Source organism: Streptomyces canus, assembly GCF_030816965.1.
GTDB classification, from domain to species: domain Bacteria; phylum Actinomycetota; class Actinomycetes; order Streptomycetales; family Streptomycetaceae; genus Streptomyces; species Streptomyces canus_E.
The window spans coordinates 3,933,729-3,950,769 of the sequence record NZ_JAUSYQ010000002.1 but is presented as its reverse complement, the minus strand read 5'-3'; the positions used below and the strand labels follow the sequence as shown (position 1 = coordinate 3,950,769).

The 17,041-nt window shown below is 69.7% G+C and carries 18 protein-coding genes; 13 read left to right on the top strand and 5 right to left on the bottom strand.

Annotated elements, in window-relative coordinates; translation table 11 throughout:
• Positions 1-60 precede the first annotated feature (60 nt).
• On the top strand, positions 61-1,815 hold the full coding sequence (locus QF027_RS19005) for an RDD family protein (protein WP_307075828.1): 1,755 nt from the start codon (positions 61-63) through the stop codon (positions 1,813-1,815).
• Positions 1,816-1,904: 89 nt separating this feature from the next.
• Positions 1,905-2,534, top strand: coding sequence for an RDD family protein (locus QF027_RS19000; RefSeq protein WP_307075825.1), 630 nt, complete (start codon positions 1,905-1,907; stop codon positions 2,532-2,534).
• Between the two features lie 591 nt (positions 2,535-3,125).
• Here the strand turns inward: QF027_RS19000 and QF027_RS18995 are convergent.
• Positions 3,126-3,398, bottom strand: coding sequence for a hypothetical protein (locus tag QF027_RS18995; RefSeq protein ID WP_306980662.1), 273 nt, complete (start codon positions 3,396-3,398; stop codon positions 3,126-3,128).
• A 337-nt stretch (positions 3,399-3,735) separates the two neighbouring features.
• Between QF027_RS18995 and QF027_RS18990 the strand changes: the two genes are divergently transcribed.
• Complete coding sequence (locus QF027_RS18990) at positions 3,736-6,090, top strand: immune inhibitor A domain-containing protein (RefSeq protein WP_307075823.1); 2,355 nt, start codon at positions 3,736-3,738, stop codon at positions 6,088-6,090.
• Between the two features lie 113 nt (positions 6,091-6,203).
• Positions 6,204-6,548 carry a hypothetical protein gene (locus QF027_RS18985; RefSeq protein WP_062050903.1) on the top strand — a complete coding sequence of 115 codons (345 nt, stop codon included), beginning with the start codon at positions 6,204-6,206 and terminating at the stop codon, positions 6,546-6,548.
• Between the two features lie 11 nt (positions 6,549-6,559).
• Here the strand turns inward: QF027_RS18985 and QF027_RS18980 are convergent, their stop codons facing one another.
• Both QF027_RS18980 and QF027_RS18975 read right to left on the bottom strand, forming a co-directional pair.
• Positions 6,560-7,147: an isochorismatase family protein gene (locus QF027_RS18980; protein ID WP_307075820.1), complete on the bottom strand. Its 588-nt coding sequence runs from the start codon at positions 7,145-7,147 to the stop codon at positions 6,560-6,562.
• A gap of 75 nt (positions 7,148-7,222) precedes the next feature.
• Positions 7,223-8,569: a nicotinate phosphoribosyltransferase gene (locus QF027_RS18975; RefSeq protein WP_306980669.1), complete on the bottom strand. Its 1,347-nt coding sequence runs from the start codon at positions 8,567-8,569 to the stop codon at positions 7,223-7,225.
• A 139-nt stretch (positions 8,570-8,708) separates the two neighbouring features.
• Between QF027_RS18975 and clpS the strand changes: the two genes are divergently transcribed.
• The 7 genes from clpS (at position 8,709) to QF027_RS18945 (ending at position 13,782) form a co-directional block, all read left to right on the top strand.
• Positions 8,709-9,026, top strand: a complete 318-nt coding sequence (clpS, locus tag QF027_RS18970; protein WP_007382360.1) for an ATP-dependent Clp protease adapter ClpS — start codon at positions 8,709-8,711, stop codon at positions 9,024-9,026.
• Positions 9,027-9,225: 199 nt separating this feature from the next.
• Positions 9,226-9,828: a DUF2017 domain-containing protein gene (locus QF027_RS18965; protein WP_306980671.1), complete on the top strand. Its 603-nt coding sequence runs from the start codon at positions 9,226-9,228 to the stop codon at positions 9,826-9,828.
• Positions 9,829-10,169: 341 nt separating this feature from the next.
• Positions 10,170-11,624 carry an amino acid permease gene (locus QF027_RS18960; RefSeq protein ID WP_307075818.1) on the top strand — a complete coding sequence of 485 codons (1,455 nt, stop codon included), beginning with the start codon at positions 10,170-10,172 and terminating at the stop codon, positions 11,622-11,624.
• Between the two features lie 81 nt (positions 11,625-11,705).
• Complete coding sequence (locus QF027_RS18955) at positions 11,706-12,134, top strand: M67 family metallopeptidase (RefSeq protein WP_306980676.1); 429 nt, start codon at positions 11,706-11,708, stop codon at positions 12,132-12,134.
• 163 nt (positions 12,135-12,297) lie between these two features.
• A complete protein-coding gene (locus QF027_RS49615) occupies positions 12,298-12,393 on the top strand; it encodes a putative leader peptide (protein WP_311717690.1) in 96 nt (31 codons plus the stop codon).
• 153 nt (positions 12,394-12,546) lie between these two features.
• Complete coding sequence (locus tag QF027_RS18950; protein WP_007382355.1) at positions 12,547-12,825, top strand: MoaD/ThiS family protein; 279 nt, start codon at positions 12,547-12,549, stop codon at positions 12,823-12,825.
• Between the two features lie 6 nt (positions 12,826-12,831).
• Positions 12,832-13,782, top strand: coding sequence for a PLP-dependent cysteine synthase family protein (locus QF027_RS18945; RefSeq protein ID WP_306980679.1), 951 nt, complete (start codon positions 12,832-12,834; stop codon positions 13,780-13,782).
• A 4-nt stretch (positions 13,783-13,786) separates the two neighbouring features.
• On the opposite strand, the gene QF027_RS18940 is transcribed toward QF027_RS18945, so the two are convergent.
• On the bottom strand, positions 13,787-14,236 hold the full coding sequence (locus QF027_RS18940) for a type II toxin-antitoxin system PemK/MazF family toxin (RefSeq protein WP_306980681.1): 450 nt from the start codon (positions 14,234-14,236) through the stop codon (positions 13,787-13,789).
• A 234-nt stretch (positions 14,237-14,470) separates the two neighbouring features.
• On the opposite strand from QF027_RS18940, the gene QF027_RS18935 reads away from it, so the two are divergent.
• Positions 14,471-15,223, top strand: coding sequence for an MBL fold metallo-hydrolase (locus tag QF027_RS18935; protein ID WP_307075816.1), 753 nt, complete (start codon positions 14,471-14,473; stop codon positions 15,221-15,223).
• 72 nt (positions 15,224-15,295) lie between these two features.
• Here QF027_RS18935 and QF027_RS18930 read toward each other — a convergent pair whose 3' ends face one another.
• The gene (locus QF027_RS18930; protein ID WP_306980685.1) at positions 15,296-16,549 is read right to left on the bottom strand and encodes a PTS transporter subunit EIIC; all 1,254 of its coding nucleotides are present in this window, start codon (positions 16,547-16,549) and stop codon (positions 15,296-15,298) included.
• A gap of 196 nt (positions 16,550-16,745) precedes the next feature.
• On the opposite strand from QF027_RS18930, the gene QF027_RS18925 reads away from it, so the two are divergent.
• The gene (locus tag QF027_RS18925) at positions 16,746-16,979 is read left to right on the top strand and encodes a PTS glucose/sucrose transporter subunit IIB (RefSeq protein ID WP_307075814.1); all 234 of its coding nucleotides are present in this window, start codon (positions 16,746-16,748) and stop codon (positions 16,977-16,979) included.
• Positions 16,980-17,041 lie beyond the last annotated feature (62 nt).

Sequence of the window (17,041 nt, the reverse complement as noted above, 5' to 3'; positions counted from 1 at the left end):
CCGGTCTGATAGATGTGGAGCCCCCTCTATTGACCCCCGAGCAGATACGGGACGACGGACATGAGCGCCCCAACCCCGGCACCCGGTGACGACAGGCCCCGCGAGGGCTATTACCCGGACCCGTCCATTCCTGGATATGTCCGTTACTGGAACGGTTCCTCCTGGGTACCGGGCACCAGCCGTCCCGCCCCCGCGGCCGGCGAACCGCTCGGGCCACCGGCGGGCGGCGGCCCCGCGTCCGCTCCCGTGGAGGAGACGGGCCCGCACTTCTTCGACGAGGACCCGGCCGAGGAAGCCCCGCACCCCGGCACCCAGCACGGCAGCCGCCCCGAGCCCGCGTCCGCGTGGGGCGCCGACCGGGCCCACCAGGCCGGCTTCGGCGGCGACCAGGACCGCCGGGTGTCGTGGGGGTCCCCGCAGGGCCCCGCGCAGGCTCAGCAGGGCGCCCAGCAGGGACCGCCGCAGGGAGGTGAGCCCCAGGGGGCCGCACACGGCGGCGCTCAGCAGGGCGGGACAGGCGGACCTCAGGGTGCTCGGCACGGTGGTGTACCGCAGCAGGGTGGTCCGCGGGGCGCCGACCCGAGGGTGGCCGGTGCCGGCCGGCCCGCCGACGGTGCCTCCCCGGCCCAGGCGGACGGGCACGACGCCCGTACCGACGGCACGGCGACGATCCCGCCCACCGAGCCGGACGAGGACGGCGGCACGCGTGTCTTCCGCCGGCCCACGGCCGGGTCCGGGGGAGCGGGAGCCGCCCAGCAGTCCGACGACGGGACCATGAAGTTCCGCGCGGTCTCCCCGCGCACGGCGCAGCAGAGCGGGGGTGCCGGGGCGCAGAACGGAAGCACGCCGGGGCCCGCGTACTCGGGCCCCACGGCACAGGGCGGCCAGGGCGGTCCAGCAGGCAGCGCCGTCGCACCCACCGGCCCTCAGGGCCCCGGCTTCGGTGCCGGCAAGGCCGCCCGGGCCGCGGCGACCGGTGCCCCAGGGCCCCAGGGCCCCGCCTCCGCCGCTGCCGCCCCCCTCTCCGGCCCCCAGCAGTCCACCCCCGCCTCCGGCCCGCAGACGGCCCCTCCGGGCGTGCCTCAGCAAGGCGTGCCCCAGCAAGGCGTGCCCCAGCAGCAAGGCCCCCAGCAGCAAGGCCCTCAGCAGGCCGCCGGAGTCCAGCCCGCCGGCGCCCAACCCCCCGCCACTCCCATGAGCGCGGGCCCCGGTGGCGGTCAGCCCTCCTGGGCCCAGCAGGTGCACCGCCTGGCCGGGCCCGACGAGGAGCAGCCCGCCCCGTGGAAGCCGCCGGTGGAGGACATCTTCCAGGCGGCCGCCCGCCGTCAGGCATCCGCCAGGCCCGCCGGCCTCGGCAAGCGCCTGGCCGCACGCCTCCTCGACACGCTCGTCGTCGGCGCCGTGACCGCCGTCGTCGCCGTTCCCCTCGGCACCAAGGCGGCCGACCACATCAACGAGAAGGTCGACGCGGCCAAGCTGTCCGGCGAGACCGTGACGGTCTGGCTGCTGGACGGCACCACGTCGGTGTACCTCGGCATCGTGGTCGCCGTGCTCCTCGTCGCCGGTGCCCTGTACGAGGCGCTGCCCACCGCCAAGTGGGGCCGCACCCTCGGCAAGAAGCTGCTCGGCCTGGAGGTGCGGGACATCGAGGGCCACGAGCCCCCGTCCTTCGCCGGTGCCCTGCGCCGCTGGCTGGTCTACAGCGTGCCGGGCCTGCTCGGTATCGGCCTCGTGGGCGTCGCGTGGTGCCTGTTCGACCGGCCGTGGCGCCAGTGCTGGCACGACAAGGCGGCGCATACGTTCGTGGCGGGCTGAGCCGGTCCCGCGAACGGCGTACAGGATTCGGTACTCCGGACGGCCGCTCGCCGGATGCGGAGCCGGGGGGTTCGCGGTCGACTCGGGCCATGAGCAGTGAACCGCCTCCCGGCTCCGGACAGCAGCCGCCGGATGACGACCCGTTCAGGAAGCAGCCCCCGCCTGCCGAGGGCTCGGGATCGCCGTACAGCACGCCGCCGCCGTACGGCGGAAGTCCCTACGGCGGCGGTGACCCGTACGGCGGTGGCCCCGCCGACCCGCTGGCCGGCATGCCACCACTGGCACCCAGCGGCCGGCGCACGCTCGCCCGGATCATCGACATGATCATGGTGGCCGTCGTCGTCTGGCTGATCACCTGGGGCTTCGGGGTCAGCGAGTTCGACGTGGACAGCGACGACATGCAGTACGGCAAGTCGCTCGCCCAGTCGGCGCTCGCAGCGGTGCTCTACATCGCCTACGACACGATCCTGATCACCCGGTCCGGACAGACGCTCGGCAAGAAGTGGCTCGGCATGCGGGTGGCGAACCTCGACAACGGCTCCACGCCCTCCGCGCAGACCACGCTGATCCGCTCGGCGGTGCTGTGGATCCCGTTCGCGTTCTGCTGCGCCTGCATCTGGACCGCCATCTCGGGCGGCTGGAGCTACTTCGACAAGCCCTACAAGCAGGGCCTGCACGACAAGGCGGCGAAGACGGTGGTGGTGGTCAGCACCACCTGACCCGTGCGGGCCCGGACTTCGTCCCGGGGAGCACGTGGGCCGAGCGGCCGGGACCGTGACGCCGGGGCCTGAGCCGTGTCTCCGGGACCGGCACGGCCTGAACCTCCGAGCCGCCGGCGGCCGATGGCGAATACGAGGGGCGCGCCCTGGCTCGCCCCTGGTGAACCCGGGGACGACCTGGCGCGCCGGGCTTGGCGAGCGCGGTGTTCGGGCGGCGGCCCGCCGAGCCGCTGCCGAGCTGCCGGCGGCCGATGGCGAACAGGAGGGGCGCGCTCTGGCTCGGCCCTGGTGAACCCGGGGACGACCTGGCGTGCCGGGCTTGGCGAGCGCGGTGTTCGGGCGGCGGCCCGCCGAGCCGCTGCCGAGCTGCCGGCGGCCGATGGCGAACAGGAGGGGCGCGCCCTGGCTCGCCCCTGGTGAACCCGGGGACGACCTGGCGTGCCGGGCTTGGCGAGCGCGGTGTTCGGGCGGCGGCCCGCCGAGCCGCTGCCGAGCTGCCGGCGGCCGATGGCGAACAGGAGGGGCGCGCTCTGGCTCGGCCCTGGTGAACCCGGGGACGACCTGGCGCGCCGGGCTTGGCGAGCGCGGTGTTCAGGCGGCGGTCTTGGAGCCCGTGGCCACGGCGGGCACGGGCTCTTCCGCCGGGTGCTCGGCTGCGTGCTCGGCGGGCCTGCTCACCGCGACGACACGGGGCTTGGGCTGCGGCACCGTCATGGCGACCAGCAGACCGAGGGCGAGCGCCGAGACGGCGATGACCGCGGTCCCCACGGCCGAACTCGTCTGTGACAGCAGCAACATGGCGAGCGTCGAGAAGATGACGGTGATCGAACCGTAGGCGATCTGTGCGGCGGTCGGACGAGGCATGTCAATCGTGTCCTCGGAATCGGGGGTCCACGGGGGGCGTCGGCCTGGCATTCCGCCGACACCCGGGCGTTCCGCCAATCGACTCTAATCGCCTGTGTGCCCGAGTGGAACGAACAGTAAGCGTGACCTAACCAACAGTGCCGGAGCACAGGGGGCGCACGGAGTCATGACGTCCATCAAGTGGACGGCTGTGCGCGCCTGTCGTGTTGCAGTCGTGTGTCCGCAATGCGAACACCGGCTCCCAATAATGCAATTGGCGGGTCCAAGTCAAGATCTGTCTTTTCTCCCCAACCTTTAGTCAAATACGGCTCACTTGCCTGTTAGGGGAGGGGCACAAGTGACTGACAGATCCTGGACGTTCAGGACGGCGGCGACAGTCGTCGCCCTCGCGGCCGCCTCGGCCACGTTCTCGACGTTCGCCGTGGCACAGGCCGCGGACACCACGTCCACGAAGGCCTCCGCGGTCGACCGGAACGACCCGCAGCCGGCCAAGGCCAGGGAGCACGACTTCGACGGCCCGCTGACCAAGACCAAGGAGGCGCAGCGCCAGGAGGCGCTCGACCAGGTCATATCCGGGAACGCCACGGTGAAGAACCGCAACGGCTCCCAGGTGGTCGAGCTCAAGAGCCGCAAGGGCGACAGCAAGTACGTCGAACTCGGCCGGGAGAAGACCGACAAGATCTTCACCATCCTGGTGGAGTTCGGCGACCAGGTCGACCCCCGCTACGGCGGCACGGCCGGCCCGCTGCACAACCAGATCGCCCAGCCGGACCGCAAGCAGGACAACAGCACGGCCTGGCAGGCGGACTACAACCAGGCGCACTTCCAGGACCTCTACTTCGGCACCGGCAAGAAGACCGAGTCGCTGAAGAAGTACTACGAGAAGCAGTCCTCGGGCCGCTACTCGGTCGAGGGCGAAGTGACCGACTGGGTCAAGGTCCCCTACAACGAGGCCCGTTACGGCTCCAACGACGCCCCCACCGGCGCCTGGTACGCGGTCCAGGACGGCGTCAACGCCTGGGTCGCCGAGCGCGAGGCCGCCGGTGACTCGGCCGCCGAAATCAGCGCGGAACTGGCCGAGTTCGACCAGTGGGACCGCTACGACTTCGACGGTGACGGCAACTTCAACGAGCCCGACGGCTACATCGACCACTTCCAGATCGTGCACGCCGGCGAGGACGAGTCCGCCGGCGGCGGCGCCCAGGGCGCGGACGCCATCTGGGCCCACCGCTGGTACGCCTTCGCCAGCGACGCCGGCGCCACCGGCCCCGCAGACAACAAGCTCGGCGGCACCCAGATCGGCGACACCGGCATCTGGGTCGGCGACTACACCATCCAGCCGGAGAACGGCGGCCTGGGCGTCTTCGCCCACGAGTACGGCCACGACCTCGGCCTGCCCGACGAGTACGACACCTCCGGCGGCGGCGAGAACTCCACCGGCTTCTGGACCCTGATGTCCTCCGGCTCCTGGCTCGGCACCGGCAAGGAGTCCATCGGCGACCTGCCCGGCGACATGAACGCCTGGGACAAGCTCCAACTGGGCTGGCTCGACTACGACGTGGCCAACGCGGGCAAGAGGTCCACCCACAAGCTGGGCGTCGCGGAGTACAACACCAAGAACGCGCAGGCGCTCGTGGTCCAGCTGCCGGAGAAGACGGTCACCACCCCGGTGGTCACCCCGGCACAGGGCGCAACCCAGTGGTGGAGCGGCAGCGGTGACGACCTGCGCAACACGCTGACCCGCCCGCTCGACCTGACCGGCAAGTCCTCGGCGGCGCTGACCCTCGACGGCTGGTGGGACATCGAGCAGGACTTCGACTACCTCTACACCGAGGTCTCCACCGACGGCGCCAACTGGACGCCGGTCGACGGCACTCTGGCCGACGGCACCGCCATCCCGAGGGACGGCAGCGGCAAGCCCGCCCTCACCGGCACGGTCGACGCCCACCAGAAGCTGACCTTCCCGCTGGACGCCTACGCGGGCAAGAACATCCAGCTGCGCTTCCGCTACCAGACCGACGGCGGAGTCGCCCAGAAGGGCTTCACGGCCGACGAGATCACGGTGACCGCCGACGGCGCGACCCTGTTCTCCGACAACGCCGAGACGGCGGACACCGCCTGGACCGCGAACGGCTTCTCCCGCATCGGCGCCTCGATCACGGACGACTACGCGCAGTACTACCTCGCCGAGAACCGCCAATACGTGTCGTACGACAAGGTGTTGAAGGTCGGCCCGTACAACTACGGCTTCTCGACGACCCGTCCGGACTGGGTGGAGCACTACGCCTACCAGAACGGCCTGTTGATCTGGAAGTGGGACACCTCCCAGGCGGACGACAACACCAGCCAGCACCCCGGCGAGGGCCTGATCCTTCCGGTCGACTCCCACCCGACCGCGCTGAAGTGGTCCGACGGCACGCTGATGCGCAACCGCATCCAGGCCTACGACTCCACCTTCAGCTGGTACCCGACGGACTCGATCACGCTCCACAAGGCGGACGTCCCGACGAAGATCACGTCCAAGCCGGGCGTCCCGGTCTTCGACGACGGCACGTCGAGCTACTACGACACGTCGAACCCGTTCGCCGGCGTCAACATCACTGACACCGACACCCGGATCAAGATCGTCAAGGAGCCCCTGGACGGCTCGACGATCACGCTCCAGGTCGGACCTTCGGCCAAGAAGAAGTAAAATCGCAGGTCAGAAGCGTATCGGCGGCAACCCCTGGCGGGTTGCCGCCGATCGTGTTTAGGTGCGTCCTGTGGCTCCCTTATTGACACCGACGCACACGGGGGTGTGACCGCATGGCCGCAGGAGGTTTCTGCAAGCTGCCGAACGGCAGGGTGGTGGTGGCGCTGAACCTGCCCCGCCCGCCCACCGACGGCTGCGGCAGCGTGCGGGTACTCGTCCACGCCCAGAACCGGGCGCGCGCCCTGACCAGGCTGCGCAACCTGGGTCTGCGCGCGGTGTACCTGCGCGGCAACGGCGCGCCCCCCACCCCGGACGAGATCACGGCCGTACTCCACCACCCGGACGGGCTGATATGGCGGACCGCCCCTGACAACGCTGTCGTGGGCGGTCCCGAGCTGGTCCAGGAGCTGTGGCATCCGATCAGGTCACTGCTGAGGAGGCCGACGGCACCGGCCTGAACGCCCGTTTCCTAGACGACCGGCTTCCCGGACAGCTCCACGCCCGCCTCCCGCATCTCCTCGATCGCCCGCTCGGTCGTCGCCTCGGTGACCCCGGCGGTGAGGTCGAGGAGGACGTGCGTACGGAAGCCCTCCCGGACCGCGTCCAGCGCGGTGGCCCGTACGCAGTGGTCCGTGGCGATCCCGACCACATCGACCTCGGCGACCTCCCGCGCCCGCAGCCAGTCGGCCAGCGTCACGCCGTTCTCGTCGGCCCCCTCGAACCCGCTGTACGCCGCCGCGTACGCCCCCTTGTCGAAGACCGCGTCGATCGCCCCGGAGGCGACGGCCGGCGCGAAGTTCGGGTGGAACCCCACCCCCTCGGTCCCGGCGACGCAGTGCGCGGGCCAGGAGTGCACGAAGTCGGGGTTGTCCGCGAAGTGGCCGCCGGGCGCGATGTGGTGATCGCGGGTGGCCACCACATGCTGGTAGCCGGAGCCCGCCGCCTGCCCGATCAGCTCGGTCACGGCGGCGGCCACATCGGCACCGCCGGCCACCGCGAGGCTGCCTCCCTCGCAGAAGTCGTTCTGCACGTCAACGACGATCAAGGCGCGGCGCATGTGGGTGTCCTTCGACTGTTGGGTGAACTTACGAGCCTAGAGACTTCGGCGGCACTGCGGGAGGGCGCACCCGCATTAGCTACCCGAGCGCCCCTGGACATACTCCGTCGGAAGGACCGGTTCTCCGCGCGACAGCTGGGTCGCCGACAGCGGCAGGTTGGCCCGGGCAGCGGCATGCCGGTCCCGTACGACGTCCAGCGGCTCCCGCGCGACGACCTCGCCGCCCTTGACCAGCTCCACCAGCAGCTGCCGGTCCGCGAGCGCGGGCGGAACCGCCCCCGTGCCCACGACCTCGGCCTCCGCGACCCCGTCCGCGTCCAGCCGCCGCGCCGCCCACTTGCGGCCGCCGACCGAGCTCTTGCCCCCGGACGACTTCTTCGCGACGGGGATCAGCGGCGCCTTGGGATCGTCCGACTCGGCGCGCGCGACCAGCTTGTAGACCATCGAGGCGGTCGGATGTCCCGACCCCGTCACCAGCTGGGTGCCCACGCCGTACGCGTCCACCGGGGCCACGGCCAGCGAGGCGATGGCGTACTCGTCGAGGTCGGAGGTGACGATGATCCGTGTGCTCGTCGCGCCCAGCTCGTCCAGCTGCTGCCGCACCCGGTGCGCGACGAGGAGCAGGTCGCCGGAGTCGATGCGCACGGCACCCAGCTCTGGTCCGGCGACCTCGACGGCCGTACGGACGGCCTCGGTGACGTCGTACGTGTCGACGAGCAGGGTGGTGCCCCGGCCCAGCGAGTCCACCTGGGCCTGGAAGGCGTCCCGCTCGTGGTCGTGCAGCAGCGTGAAGGCGTGGGCGGAGGTGCCCACCGTGGGGATGCCGTAGCGGAAGCCGGCCGCGAGGTCGGAGGTGGTCGCGAAGCCGCCGACGTAGGCGGCCCGGGAGGCGGCCACGGCGGACAACTCGTGGGTGCGGCGGGCACCCATCTCGATCAGCGGCCGGTCGCCCGCGGCCGAGGACATCCGGGAGGCGGCCGCGGCTATCGCGGAGTCGTGGTTGAGGATCGACAGGATCACGGTCTCCAGGAGCACGCACTCGGCGAAGGAGCCCTCCACCCGCATGATCGGCGAGCCCGGGAAGTACACCTCGCCCTCCGGGTAGCCCCAGATGTCGCCGCCGAAGCGATAGGAGGCGAGCCACTCCAGGGTCTCCTCGTCCACGATGTTCCGCTCCCGCAGAAAACCGAGGACGTCCGCGTCGAAACGGAAGTTCTCCACCGCGTCCAGCACCCGGCCGGTGCCCGCGACGACGCCGTAGCGCCGCCCCTCCGGCAGCCGCCGGGTGAAGACCTCGAAGACGCTGCGCCGCTCGGCGGTACCCGCCTTCAGCGCGGCCTGCAGCATCGTCAGCTCGTACTGGTCCGTGAAGAGCGCCGTCGAGGGAACATCCACCGGCAGCCCAAGGTCCGCTACATCCACGACAGTTCTCCTAGCTATGACTTTCAAGGGCGCCCCCAGGCCGGCCGGGGGTCCGGGGGTTGTCCCCCGGTGTATGCGGCATGGCGAGGATGGTACCCCCATTCGCGTCAGTGTGACGATTTATGCTGTGCGTGGCAGCATGGGCCGTGTGACGTCACCCGCTCCCGTAGAGATCGAACGCACCGAGTCGGCGGAAGAGGTCTTCGCCGTCCCCGAGCCGGACGTCCCCTGGGTCACGATCGTCCACAACGACCCGGTCAACCTCATGAGCTACGTGACCTACGTCTTCCAGACGTACTTCGGCTACTCGAAGGACAAGGCCACGAAGCTGATGCTCGACGTCCACCACAAGGGCCGGGCGGTCGTCTCCAGCGGATCCCGCGAGGAGATGGAGCGCGATGTGCAGGCCATGCACGGCTACGGTCTGTGGGCCACGCTCCAGCAGGACCGGAAATGACCCGCCCCCGCCCGCAGGACCGGAAGTAGCGGCAACCCCTTGGCAGGCCTCCTCTGGATCAGCTCGGCGTCGCGGGTCCGGCACGCACTGCCCCAGAGGGGGGACCCCAGCCGCGTTGTCGTCGCTCCCCCATGACCCCGCTCGGGTAGGCCAAGACGCACTCGGCGCTACTGCCAACCTGATCCAGAGGACACCTTCCATGCCAGGAACCTTCGAACCGCTCCCCGGCGGCGGCGCGGCCGTCGCCCTCGACGACGTCGAGATCTCCATCATCCGGTCGCTGGCCGTCCAGCTCCTGGAACTCATCGGCCCGGGCCCCGCCGAGGACGCCCCCGACGACCCCCTCGCCGAGCTGTTCGCGGACGGCCCGAGTGAGCCGCCGTCCGACCCGGTGCTCAGGCGCCTGTTCCCGGACGCCTACAGCGACCCCGAGGGCAACCCCCAGGCCAAGGAGGCCGAGGAGCAGCGGGCGTACTCCTCGGAGTTCCGCCGCTACACCGAGAACGACCTGCGGACCGGCAAGCGCGAGAACGCCCTCGCGGTGGTCCGCTCCCTGGACGCGCTGAACTCCGCGGGCGAGGGCGGGGCGGTCCTCAAGCTGTCGACCGGTGAGTCCCAGCAGTGGCTCGGCGCCCTCAACGACCTGCGGCTCGCGATCGGCTCCCGCCTCGACATCACCGACGAGGAGGACACCGACCTCCTCTACCGGCTGCCGGACGAGGACCCCCGCAAGCCGATGGTGATGGCGTATCTGTGGCTGGGCGGTCTCCAGGAGACCCTCGTGACCACCCTTATGCCGTGAGATGTGACGGTTTCGTGCCCGTCCTTGAGGGCGATGTGTTCGCTCAGAGGACGCTCAAATCCGGATAACGATCACGTCACCGCGCTGACGGCTTTCGCGTGTCCCGGGCGCCGTTTGTCCCCTTCTTCCTGTGACCTGTGCCATATGTCGCGCAGGTGATCAACGTCGCGGCCGTGATAAATCTTCACGACCGCCCGGCGAACACCACCCGTATGTTCGTCCGGGTGCGCCACCGAGCCGACGACCGTCGGCCAGGCACCACTCCATCAATCCGGGGGGATCGAAACCCGATCCGAGGCCGACGAGAGGCCCGGTTCGGTATGGAGAAAGGCGCACCACATATGACCTCCGCTCAGGTCGACACCGGCACGGGCCCAGGCTCGGAAAAGGCCCCGAAGGAGTCGGAAGAGGGGTACGAGCGCGGACTCGGCAGCCGTCAGGTCCAGATGATCGCGATCGGCGGCGCCATCGGCGTCGGCCTCTTCCTCAACGCCGGGGCGAACATCGCCAAGGCCGGTCCGAGCCTCATCCTGATGTACGCCGTCGCCGGCGTGATCATCTTCTTCATCATGCGGGCACTCGGCGAGCTGCTGCTCTACCGCCCGGTCTCCGGTTCCTTCGCCGAGTACTCCCGCGAATTCCTCGGCCCGTTCTTCGGCTACTTCACCGGCTGGACCTACTGGCTGCTGTGGGTCGTCACCGGTATGGCGGAACTCACCGCCGCCGCGATCTACGTCAACTACTGGTTCCCGGCCATCCCCCAGTGGACGACGGCCCTGGTCTTCCTGGTCGTCCTGTTCGTCGCGAACCTGATCTCGGTGAAGCTTTTCGGCGAGATCGAGTTCTGGTTCTCGATGATCAAGGTCACCGCCCTCATCGGCATGATCGTGATCGGCCTCGGTGTCCTCACCTTCGGCTTCAGCGCGGCCGGCGACACCGCCGCGGTCTCCAACCTCTGGGCCTTCGACGGCTTCTTCCCCAAGGGCATCGGCTCGTCCCTGATGACCCTGCAAGGCGTGATGTTCGCCTACCTCGCCGTCGAACTGGTCGGGGTGACCGCCGGTGAGTCCGAGAACCCCGAGAAGACCCTCCCCAAGGCGATCAACACCCTGCCCTGGCGCATCGGTCTCTTCTACGTCGGTGCCCTCACCGTCATCCTGTGCGTCGTGAAGTGGACCGAGTTCGCGGCCGGCGTCAGCCCCTTCGTCAAGGCCTTCGCCGTGATCGGCATCCCCGCGGGCGCCGGCATCGTGAACTTCGTCGTCCTCACCGCGGCGCTGTCCTCCTGCAACTCCGGCATGTACTCCACGGGCCGCATGCTGCGCACCCTGGCCGACAGCGGCGAGGCACCGCAGGCCTTCAACAAGCTCTCCGCGACGCGGACGCCGGCCCTGGCCATCACGGTCTCCGTGCTCTTCATGGGCATCGGCGTGGTGCTGAACTACGTCGTGCCGGAGAAGGCCTTCGGATACGTCGTCTCGGTCGCGACCGCGGCGGGCATCTGGACGTGGCTGATGATCCTGGTCAGCCATGTGCGCTACCGCCGCGAGGTCGTGGCCGGCCGGCTGCCCGCCTCCTCCTTCCCGGCACCGGGCGGCTCGGTCGGCAGCTGGATCGCCATCGTGTTCCTGCTCTTCGTGACCTGCCTGATCGCGTACGACGCCGACTCCCGCGTCTGCCTGTACGTGATGGCCGGATGGGCCGCCGCGCTGGGGATCGGCTGGGCCGTACTGAAGACCCGCAACCCGGAGATCGCGGACCGGCGCGAGCCGGAGTTCGAGAAGACCGCGGGCTAGGAAGCCCCGCACACGTCCGGCATGTGGGCCGCTCCGTACCGATCCTCGGTACGGAGCGGCCCACTGCTTATCCTTTCCGACATGCTGACCATCACCCAGGCCCTCGTCGACCAGATCGTCGCGCACGCGCGCAAGGACCACCCCGACGAGGCGTGCGGAGTCGTCGCGGGGCCGGCCGGATCGGACCGGCCCGAGCGGTTCATCCCGATGCTGAACGCGGCCATGTCACCCACGTTCTACGAGTTCGACTCCGGCGACCTGCTCAAGCTCTACCGCGAGATGGACGACCGCGACGAGGAGCCGGTGGTCATCTACCACTCCCACACCGCGACCGAGGCCTACCCGTCCCGCACGGACATCTCCTACGCCAACGAACCCGGCGCCCACTACGTCCTGGTCTCGACGGCGGACACCGACGGCCTCGGCGACTTCCAGTTCCGCTCCTACCGGATCGTCGACGGCGAGGTCACCGAGGAGGAGGTGGAGATCGTCGCGGCGTACCAGGTGTAGTGACCCGCAGGGTCGTACGCGAGGCCGTCCTCGGTGGTCGTACCGACCGGACTGGTCCGCAGGCAGTCCGCCTGAGCTGCCGTATCTCAGCCAGCGGCCCCATTTCGTCCACATGGTGGGATCACACTCCGGGATCCGGACCGGGAATCGATACGATGACCCCATGGTTTCTTACGACGTGAGCGAGAAGACGCCGGGCAGCCTGCTCGTGGCGCGGCTGCACGTCGACCTGTGCAGGCTCGCCAGCGCCATCTGTTGACGCTGCCTCTGCCGCCGTACGGCCGTGGGGCGGTGGGGGCACCACCCGCGCGAGCGAAGCCGAGCGTGGGGGAGCTCCACACACGCACGACCTGCTGTACCAGCGCTGCCGCGCGCCCACCGACCCGACACCATCCGACAGGAGCCCTGAGCCATGGCCATCGAGGTCCGCATCCCGACCATCCTCCGCACCTACACCGACGGCCAGAAGGCGGTGGAGGGCAACGGGAACACCCTCGCCGAGCTCTTCGCCGACCTCGAGACCCGGCATGCGGGCGTCCAGGCCCGGATCGTGGACGGCGGGGAGCTGCGCCGCTTCGTCAACGTCTACCTGAACGACGAGGACGTCCGCTTCCTCGACGGCATCAACACCAAGCTCACCGACGGCGACAACGTCACGATCCTGCCGGCCGTGGCCGGCGGCATGGCCTGATCGTCGATGCGTTACGACTCCCCGCTGGCCGCGGTGGGCAACACCCCTCTGGTGCGCCTGCCGCGGCTCTCGCCGTCCGCCGACGTCCGCATCTGGGCGAAGCTCGAGGACCGCAACCCGACCGGCTCGGTCAAGGACCGCCCGGCCCTGCACATGATCGAGCAGGCGGAGAAGGACGGCCGCCTCACGCCCGGCTGCACCATCCTCGAACCCACCTCCGGCAACACCGGCATCTCCCTCGCGATGGCCGCCAAGCTCAAGGGCTACCGGATCGTGTGCGTGATGCCCGAGAACACCTCACAGGAGCGCCGGGACCTGCTCGCCATGTGGGGCGCCGAGATCATCTCGTCCCCCGCCGCGGGCGGCTCCAACACTGCCGTACGGGTCGCCAAGGAGCTGTCCGCCGAGCACCCCGACTGGGTGATGCTCTATCAGTACGGCAACCCCGACAACGCGGGCGCCCACTACGCGACCACCGGCCCGGAGATCCTCGCCGACCTCCCCTCGGTCACCCACTTCGTCGCGGGCCTCGGCACCACCGGCACCCTGATGGGCGTCGGCCGCTACCTGCGCGAGCACAGGCCGGACGTGAAGATCGTCGCAGCCGAACCGCGCTACGACGACCTCGTCTACGGCCTGCGCAACCTCGACGAGGGCTTCGTACCCGAGCTGTACGACGCCTCCGTCCTCACCACCCGCTTCTCGGTCGGCTCCGCCGACGCGGTCACCCGCACCCGCGAGCTCCTCCAGCAGGAGGGCATCTTCGCGGGCGTCTCCACGGGCGCCGCCCTGCACGCGGCGATCGGCGTCGGCACCAAGGCCGTGAAGGCCGGCGAGAGCGCGGACATCGTCTTCGTCGTGGCCGACGGCGGCTGGAAGTACCTCTCGACGGGCGTCTACACGGCGGCCACGACGGAGGAAGCGATCGAGACCCTGCAGGGTCAGCTCTGGGCGTGACGTTCTACGTCGCCAGGTGACGGACCTGGTCCCAGAGGACCGGGTCCACCACCCCCACCTTCCGCCGGAAGGCCCCCACCGGCACCGCCCGCAGCTCATCGGTCTCCAGGAAACTCGCGCGCCCCTGCGTGTCCCCGACGGCACCCGGCGGCAGCGGGATCACCCCGGACCGCTCGTCGTGGTACTTGCTGGTGATCTTCGCGACGGTCACCCGCTTCCCGTGCACCGCGAGCACCAGACAGGGCCGGTCCTTGCCCCCGGGCCCGTCCTCGTACGGCACGTTCGCCCACCAGATCTCCGCGGGCCGCGGCCGGACCACGGTTCGTCCGGAGGGACGGCCGACCCGGTCCGCGCGCCCCTTCGGCCTGCGCCCCCGGCCCCAGCCGTCCACGAGCGTGGCGACCAGCGCGAGCAGTACCACCGCCGCGAGCGCGAGCCACCAGGACGTGTCCATGAGGACGACGTTACCGGCGCGCGATCAGGCCCGCGCGCCCTCTGTGCAAGCCGTAAGCGCGGTCACACTCCCCGCACGCCCTCGGTCCAGCCGAACCGGTGACACCACAGGTGAGTTCGCCCACAACAGCCCTTGGCGGAGGAGCGACCGGAGGTTTTGCGCCTTACGCTCGACGGACCGCACGACCCCCGTCTCCATCCCAGAAAAGTTCCCGCCAGCGGAGGTTTCTGTTTTATGAAGCTCACCGTCGTCGGCTGCTCGGGGTCGTTCCCGTCCGCGGAATCGGCCTGCTCGAGCTACCTCGTCGAGGCCGACGGCTTCCGGCTGCTTCTCGACATGGGCAACGGTGCCCTTGGCGAGCTGCAGCGCCACTGCGGTCTCTACGACCTCGACGCGATCTTCCTCAGCCACCTGCACGCCGACCACTGCATCGACATGTGTGCGTACTTCGTCGCACGCTACTACCGCCACGACGGCGGCCGCTGCGACCCCATCCCGGTCTACGGCCCCGAGGGCACCGAACACCGCCTCACCACGGCCTACGCCGACACCCCCACCGCCTCCTCCATGAGCGAGGTCTTCGACTTCCACACGGTCAAGCCGTCCACCTTCGACATCGGCCCGTTCACGGTCCACACGGAGCGAGTGGCGCACCCGGTGGAGGCGTACGGCATCCGCGTCGAGCACGGCGGGAAGTCCCTGACGTACTCCGGCGACACCGGTCTGAGCCCCGCCCTGACCGAACTCGCCCGCGACACCGACCTGTTCCTGTGCGAGGCCGCCTTCACGCACGGCAAGGAAGACATCCCCGACCTGCACCTCAACGGCCGCGAGGCGGGTGAGACGGCGGCCCGCGCAGGAGTCCGCCGCCTGGTCCTCACCCACATCCCCCCGTGGACCGACCCCCAGGTCAACCTCGCCGACGCACGCGCGGTCTTCGACGGCCCGGTGGAACTGGCGGCGCCGAGACTGGCGTACGACATCTAGCCCCTACGGCATGACGAAGGCCCCCGGAGAGGTTCAGGACTCCGGGGGCCTTCGTCATGCTCCAGCCGGTGGTCAGGCCTTCGTGAGGTCCTCGACCTCCTCCTCGGGCTCGCGGCCGGGGGTGGGGAGGTTCCACTTGATGATGGCGAAGCGGAAGACCGAGTAGTAGATCGCCGCGAACACCAGGCCGATGGGGATGATCAGCCAGGGCTTGGTGGCCAGGTTCCAGTTGAGGAAGTAGTCGATCGCGCCGGCCGAGAAGCTGAAGCCGTGGTGCACGCCCAGCGCCCAGGTGACGGCCATGGACACGGCGGTCAGGACCGCGTGGATGACGTACAGCACGGGTGCGATGAACATGAAGGAGAACTCGATCGGCTCGGTGATGCCGGTGACGAACGAGGTCAGCGCAAGCGACATCATCATGCCGCCGACGGCCTTGCGACGCTCGGGGCGGGCGGTGTGCGTGATCGCCAGGGCGGCGGCCGGGAGCGCGAACATCATGATCGGGAAGAAGCCGGTCATGAACTGGCCGGCGGTCGGGTCGCCGTGGAAGAAGCGGGGCAGGTCGCCGTGCCAGACGGCTCCGGAGGAGTCCTTGAAGGTGCCGATCTCCTGCCAGGCCACCGTGTTGACGAACTGGTGCATGCCGACCGGGAGCAACGCGCGGTTGATGGCACCGAAGATCGCCGCGCCGACGGCTCCGAGACCGGTCATCCACTCGCCGAAGTTGGTGATCACCTCACCGATGGGCTCCCAGACCAGACCGAAGAAGACGCCGACGGCGGTGCCGATGAACGCCATCAGGATCGGCACCAGGCGGCGGCCGTTGAAGAAGCCCAGCCAGTCGGGGAGCTTGGTGCGGTGGAAGCGCTGCCAGGTGACGGCGGCTATGAGGCCCATGATGATGCCACCGAGGACCTTGGGGTCGTTGTAGGTGGCCGCGACATCCGCACCCTTGGTGATCTTGGCGTCGGCGATCGGGAACGCGGTCAGCACGTTCTTGTAGACGAGGAAGCCCACCAGCGCCGCCAGCGCCGTCGAGCCGTCGGACTTCTTGGCGAAGCCGATGGCGATACCGACGCAGAACAGCAGCGGCAGGTTGGAGAAGACGGCGTCGCCGGCGGTCATGAACACGGCCGCGACCTTGTTCCAGCCGAGGCCGTCCTTTCCGAATACGTCGGGCTGACCGAGACGCAGCAGGATACCTGCCGCAGGCAGCACGGCGATCGGCAGCTGCAGGCTGCGGCCGACCTTCTGCAGGCCCTGGAAAAGGCCTGATCCCCACTTCTTCGCGGGGGCCGCCGAGGGCGCGGTGGCGGTGCTCATAACACTCCTCCATCGGGTGGTGGTCTACACCACTCAGTGGTGTAGACCTGTTGTACACGATGAGGGCGTTATAAGGAACCCGTCAATTCCGCAACCGGAGGACTGCCTCCGACGCCGCTCCTGGGTTGGCGACCACCCACCAGGTGGTGTAGACCAGTCACGGACGATTGGGTCCACTGTGCGTGAGGAGACCGACATGGCCACCAAGGCAGAGAAGATCGTCGCCGGACTCGGCGGTATCGACAACATCGAAGAGATCGAAGGCTGCATCACCCGCCTCCGCACCGAGGTCGTCGACCCCGGCAAGGTCGACGAAGCCGCCCTCAAGGCCGCCGGCGCCCACGGCGTCGTCAAGATGGGCACCGCCATCCAGGTCGTCATCGGCACCGACGCCGACCCGATCGCCGCGGAGATCGAAGACATGATGTGAGGCCGGAGATCGTCCCGGCCCAAGGGGCCCCTCCCATCCCAGGAGGGGTCCCTTCCGCATCC

Bases quoted from the DNA above. Each gene is read 5' to 3' on its own strand.
- QF027_RS18950 (WP_007382355.1), top strand. From the start codon at position 12,547: ATGGCCATCGAGGTCCGCATCCCGACCATCCTCCGCACCTACACCGAC.
- QF027_RS18925 (WP_307075814.1), top strand. From the start codon at position 16,746: ATGGCCACCAAGGCAGAGAAGATCGTCGCCGGACTCGGCGGTATCGAC.
- QF027_RS18945 (WP_306980679.1), top strand. From the start codon at position 12,832: ATGCGTTACGACTCCCCGCTGGCCGCGGTGGGCAACACCCCTCTGGTG.
- QF027_RS19005 (WP_307075828.1), top strand. From the start codon at position 61: ATGAGCGCCCCAACCCCGGCACCCGGTGACGACAGGCCCCGCGAGGGC.
- QF027_RS18935 (WP_307075816.1), top strand. From the start codon at position 14,471: ATGAAGCTCACCGTCGTCGGCTGCTCGGGGTCGTTCCCGTCCGCGGAA.
- QF027_RS18930 (WP_306980685.1), bottom strand. From the start codon at position 16,549: ATGAGCACCGCCACCGCGCCCTCGGCGGCCCCCGCGAAGAAGTGGGGA.
- QF027_RS18960 (WP_307075818.1), top strand. From the start codon at position 10,170: ATGACCTCCGCTCAGGTCGACACCGGCACGGGCCCAGGCTCGGAAAAG.
- QF027_RS19000 (WP_307075825.1), top strand. From the start codon at position 1,905: ATGAGCAGTGAACCGCCTCCCGGCTCCGGACAGCAGCCGCCGGATGAC.
- clpS (WP_007382360.1), top strand. From the start codon at position 8,709: ATGGGCCGTGTGACGTCACCCGCTCCCGTAGAGATCGAACGCACCGAG.
- QF027_RS18980 (WP_307075820.1), bottom strand. From the start codon at position 7,147: ATGCGCCGCGCCTTGATCGTCGTTGACGTGCAGAACGACTTCTGCGAG.
- QF027_RS18940 (WP_306980681.1), bottom strand. From the start codon at position 14,236: ATGGACACGTCCTGGTGGCTCGCGCTCGCGGCGGTGGTACTGCTCGCG.
- QF027_RS18985 (WP_062050903.1), top strand. From the start codon at position 6,204: ATGGCCGCAGGAGGTTTCTGCAAGCTGCCGAACGGCAGGGTGGTGGTG.
- QF027_RS18965 (WP_306980671.1), top strand. From the start codon at position 9,226: ATGCCAGGAACCTTCGAACCGCTCCCCGGCGGCGGCGCGGCCGTCGCC.
- QF027_RS49615 (WP_311717690.1), top strand. From the start codon at position 12,298: ATGGTTTCTTACGACGTGAGCGAGAAGACGCCGGGCAGCCTGCTCGTG.
- QF027_RS18955 (WP_306980676.1), top strand. From the start codon at position 11,706: ATGCTGACCATCACCCAGGCCCTCGTCGACCAGATCGTCGCGCACGCG.
- QF027_RS18995 (WP_306980662.1), bottom strand. From the start codon at position 3,398: ATGCCTCGTCCGACCGCCGCACAGATCGCCTACGGTTCGATCACCGTC.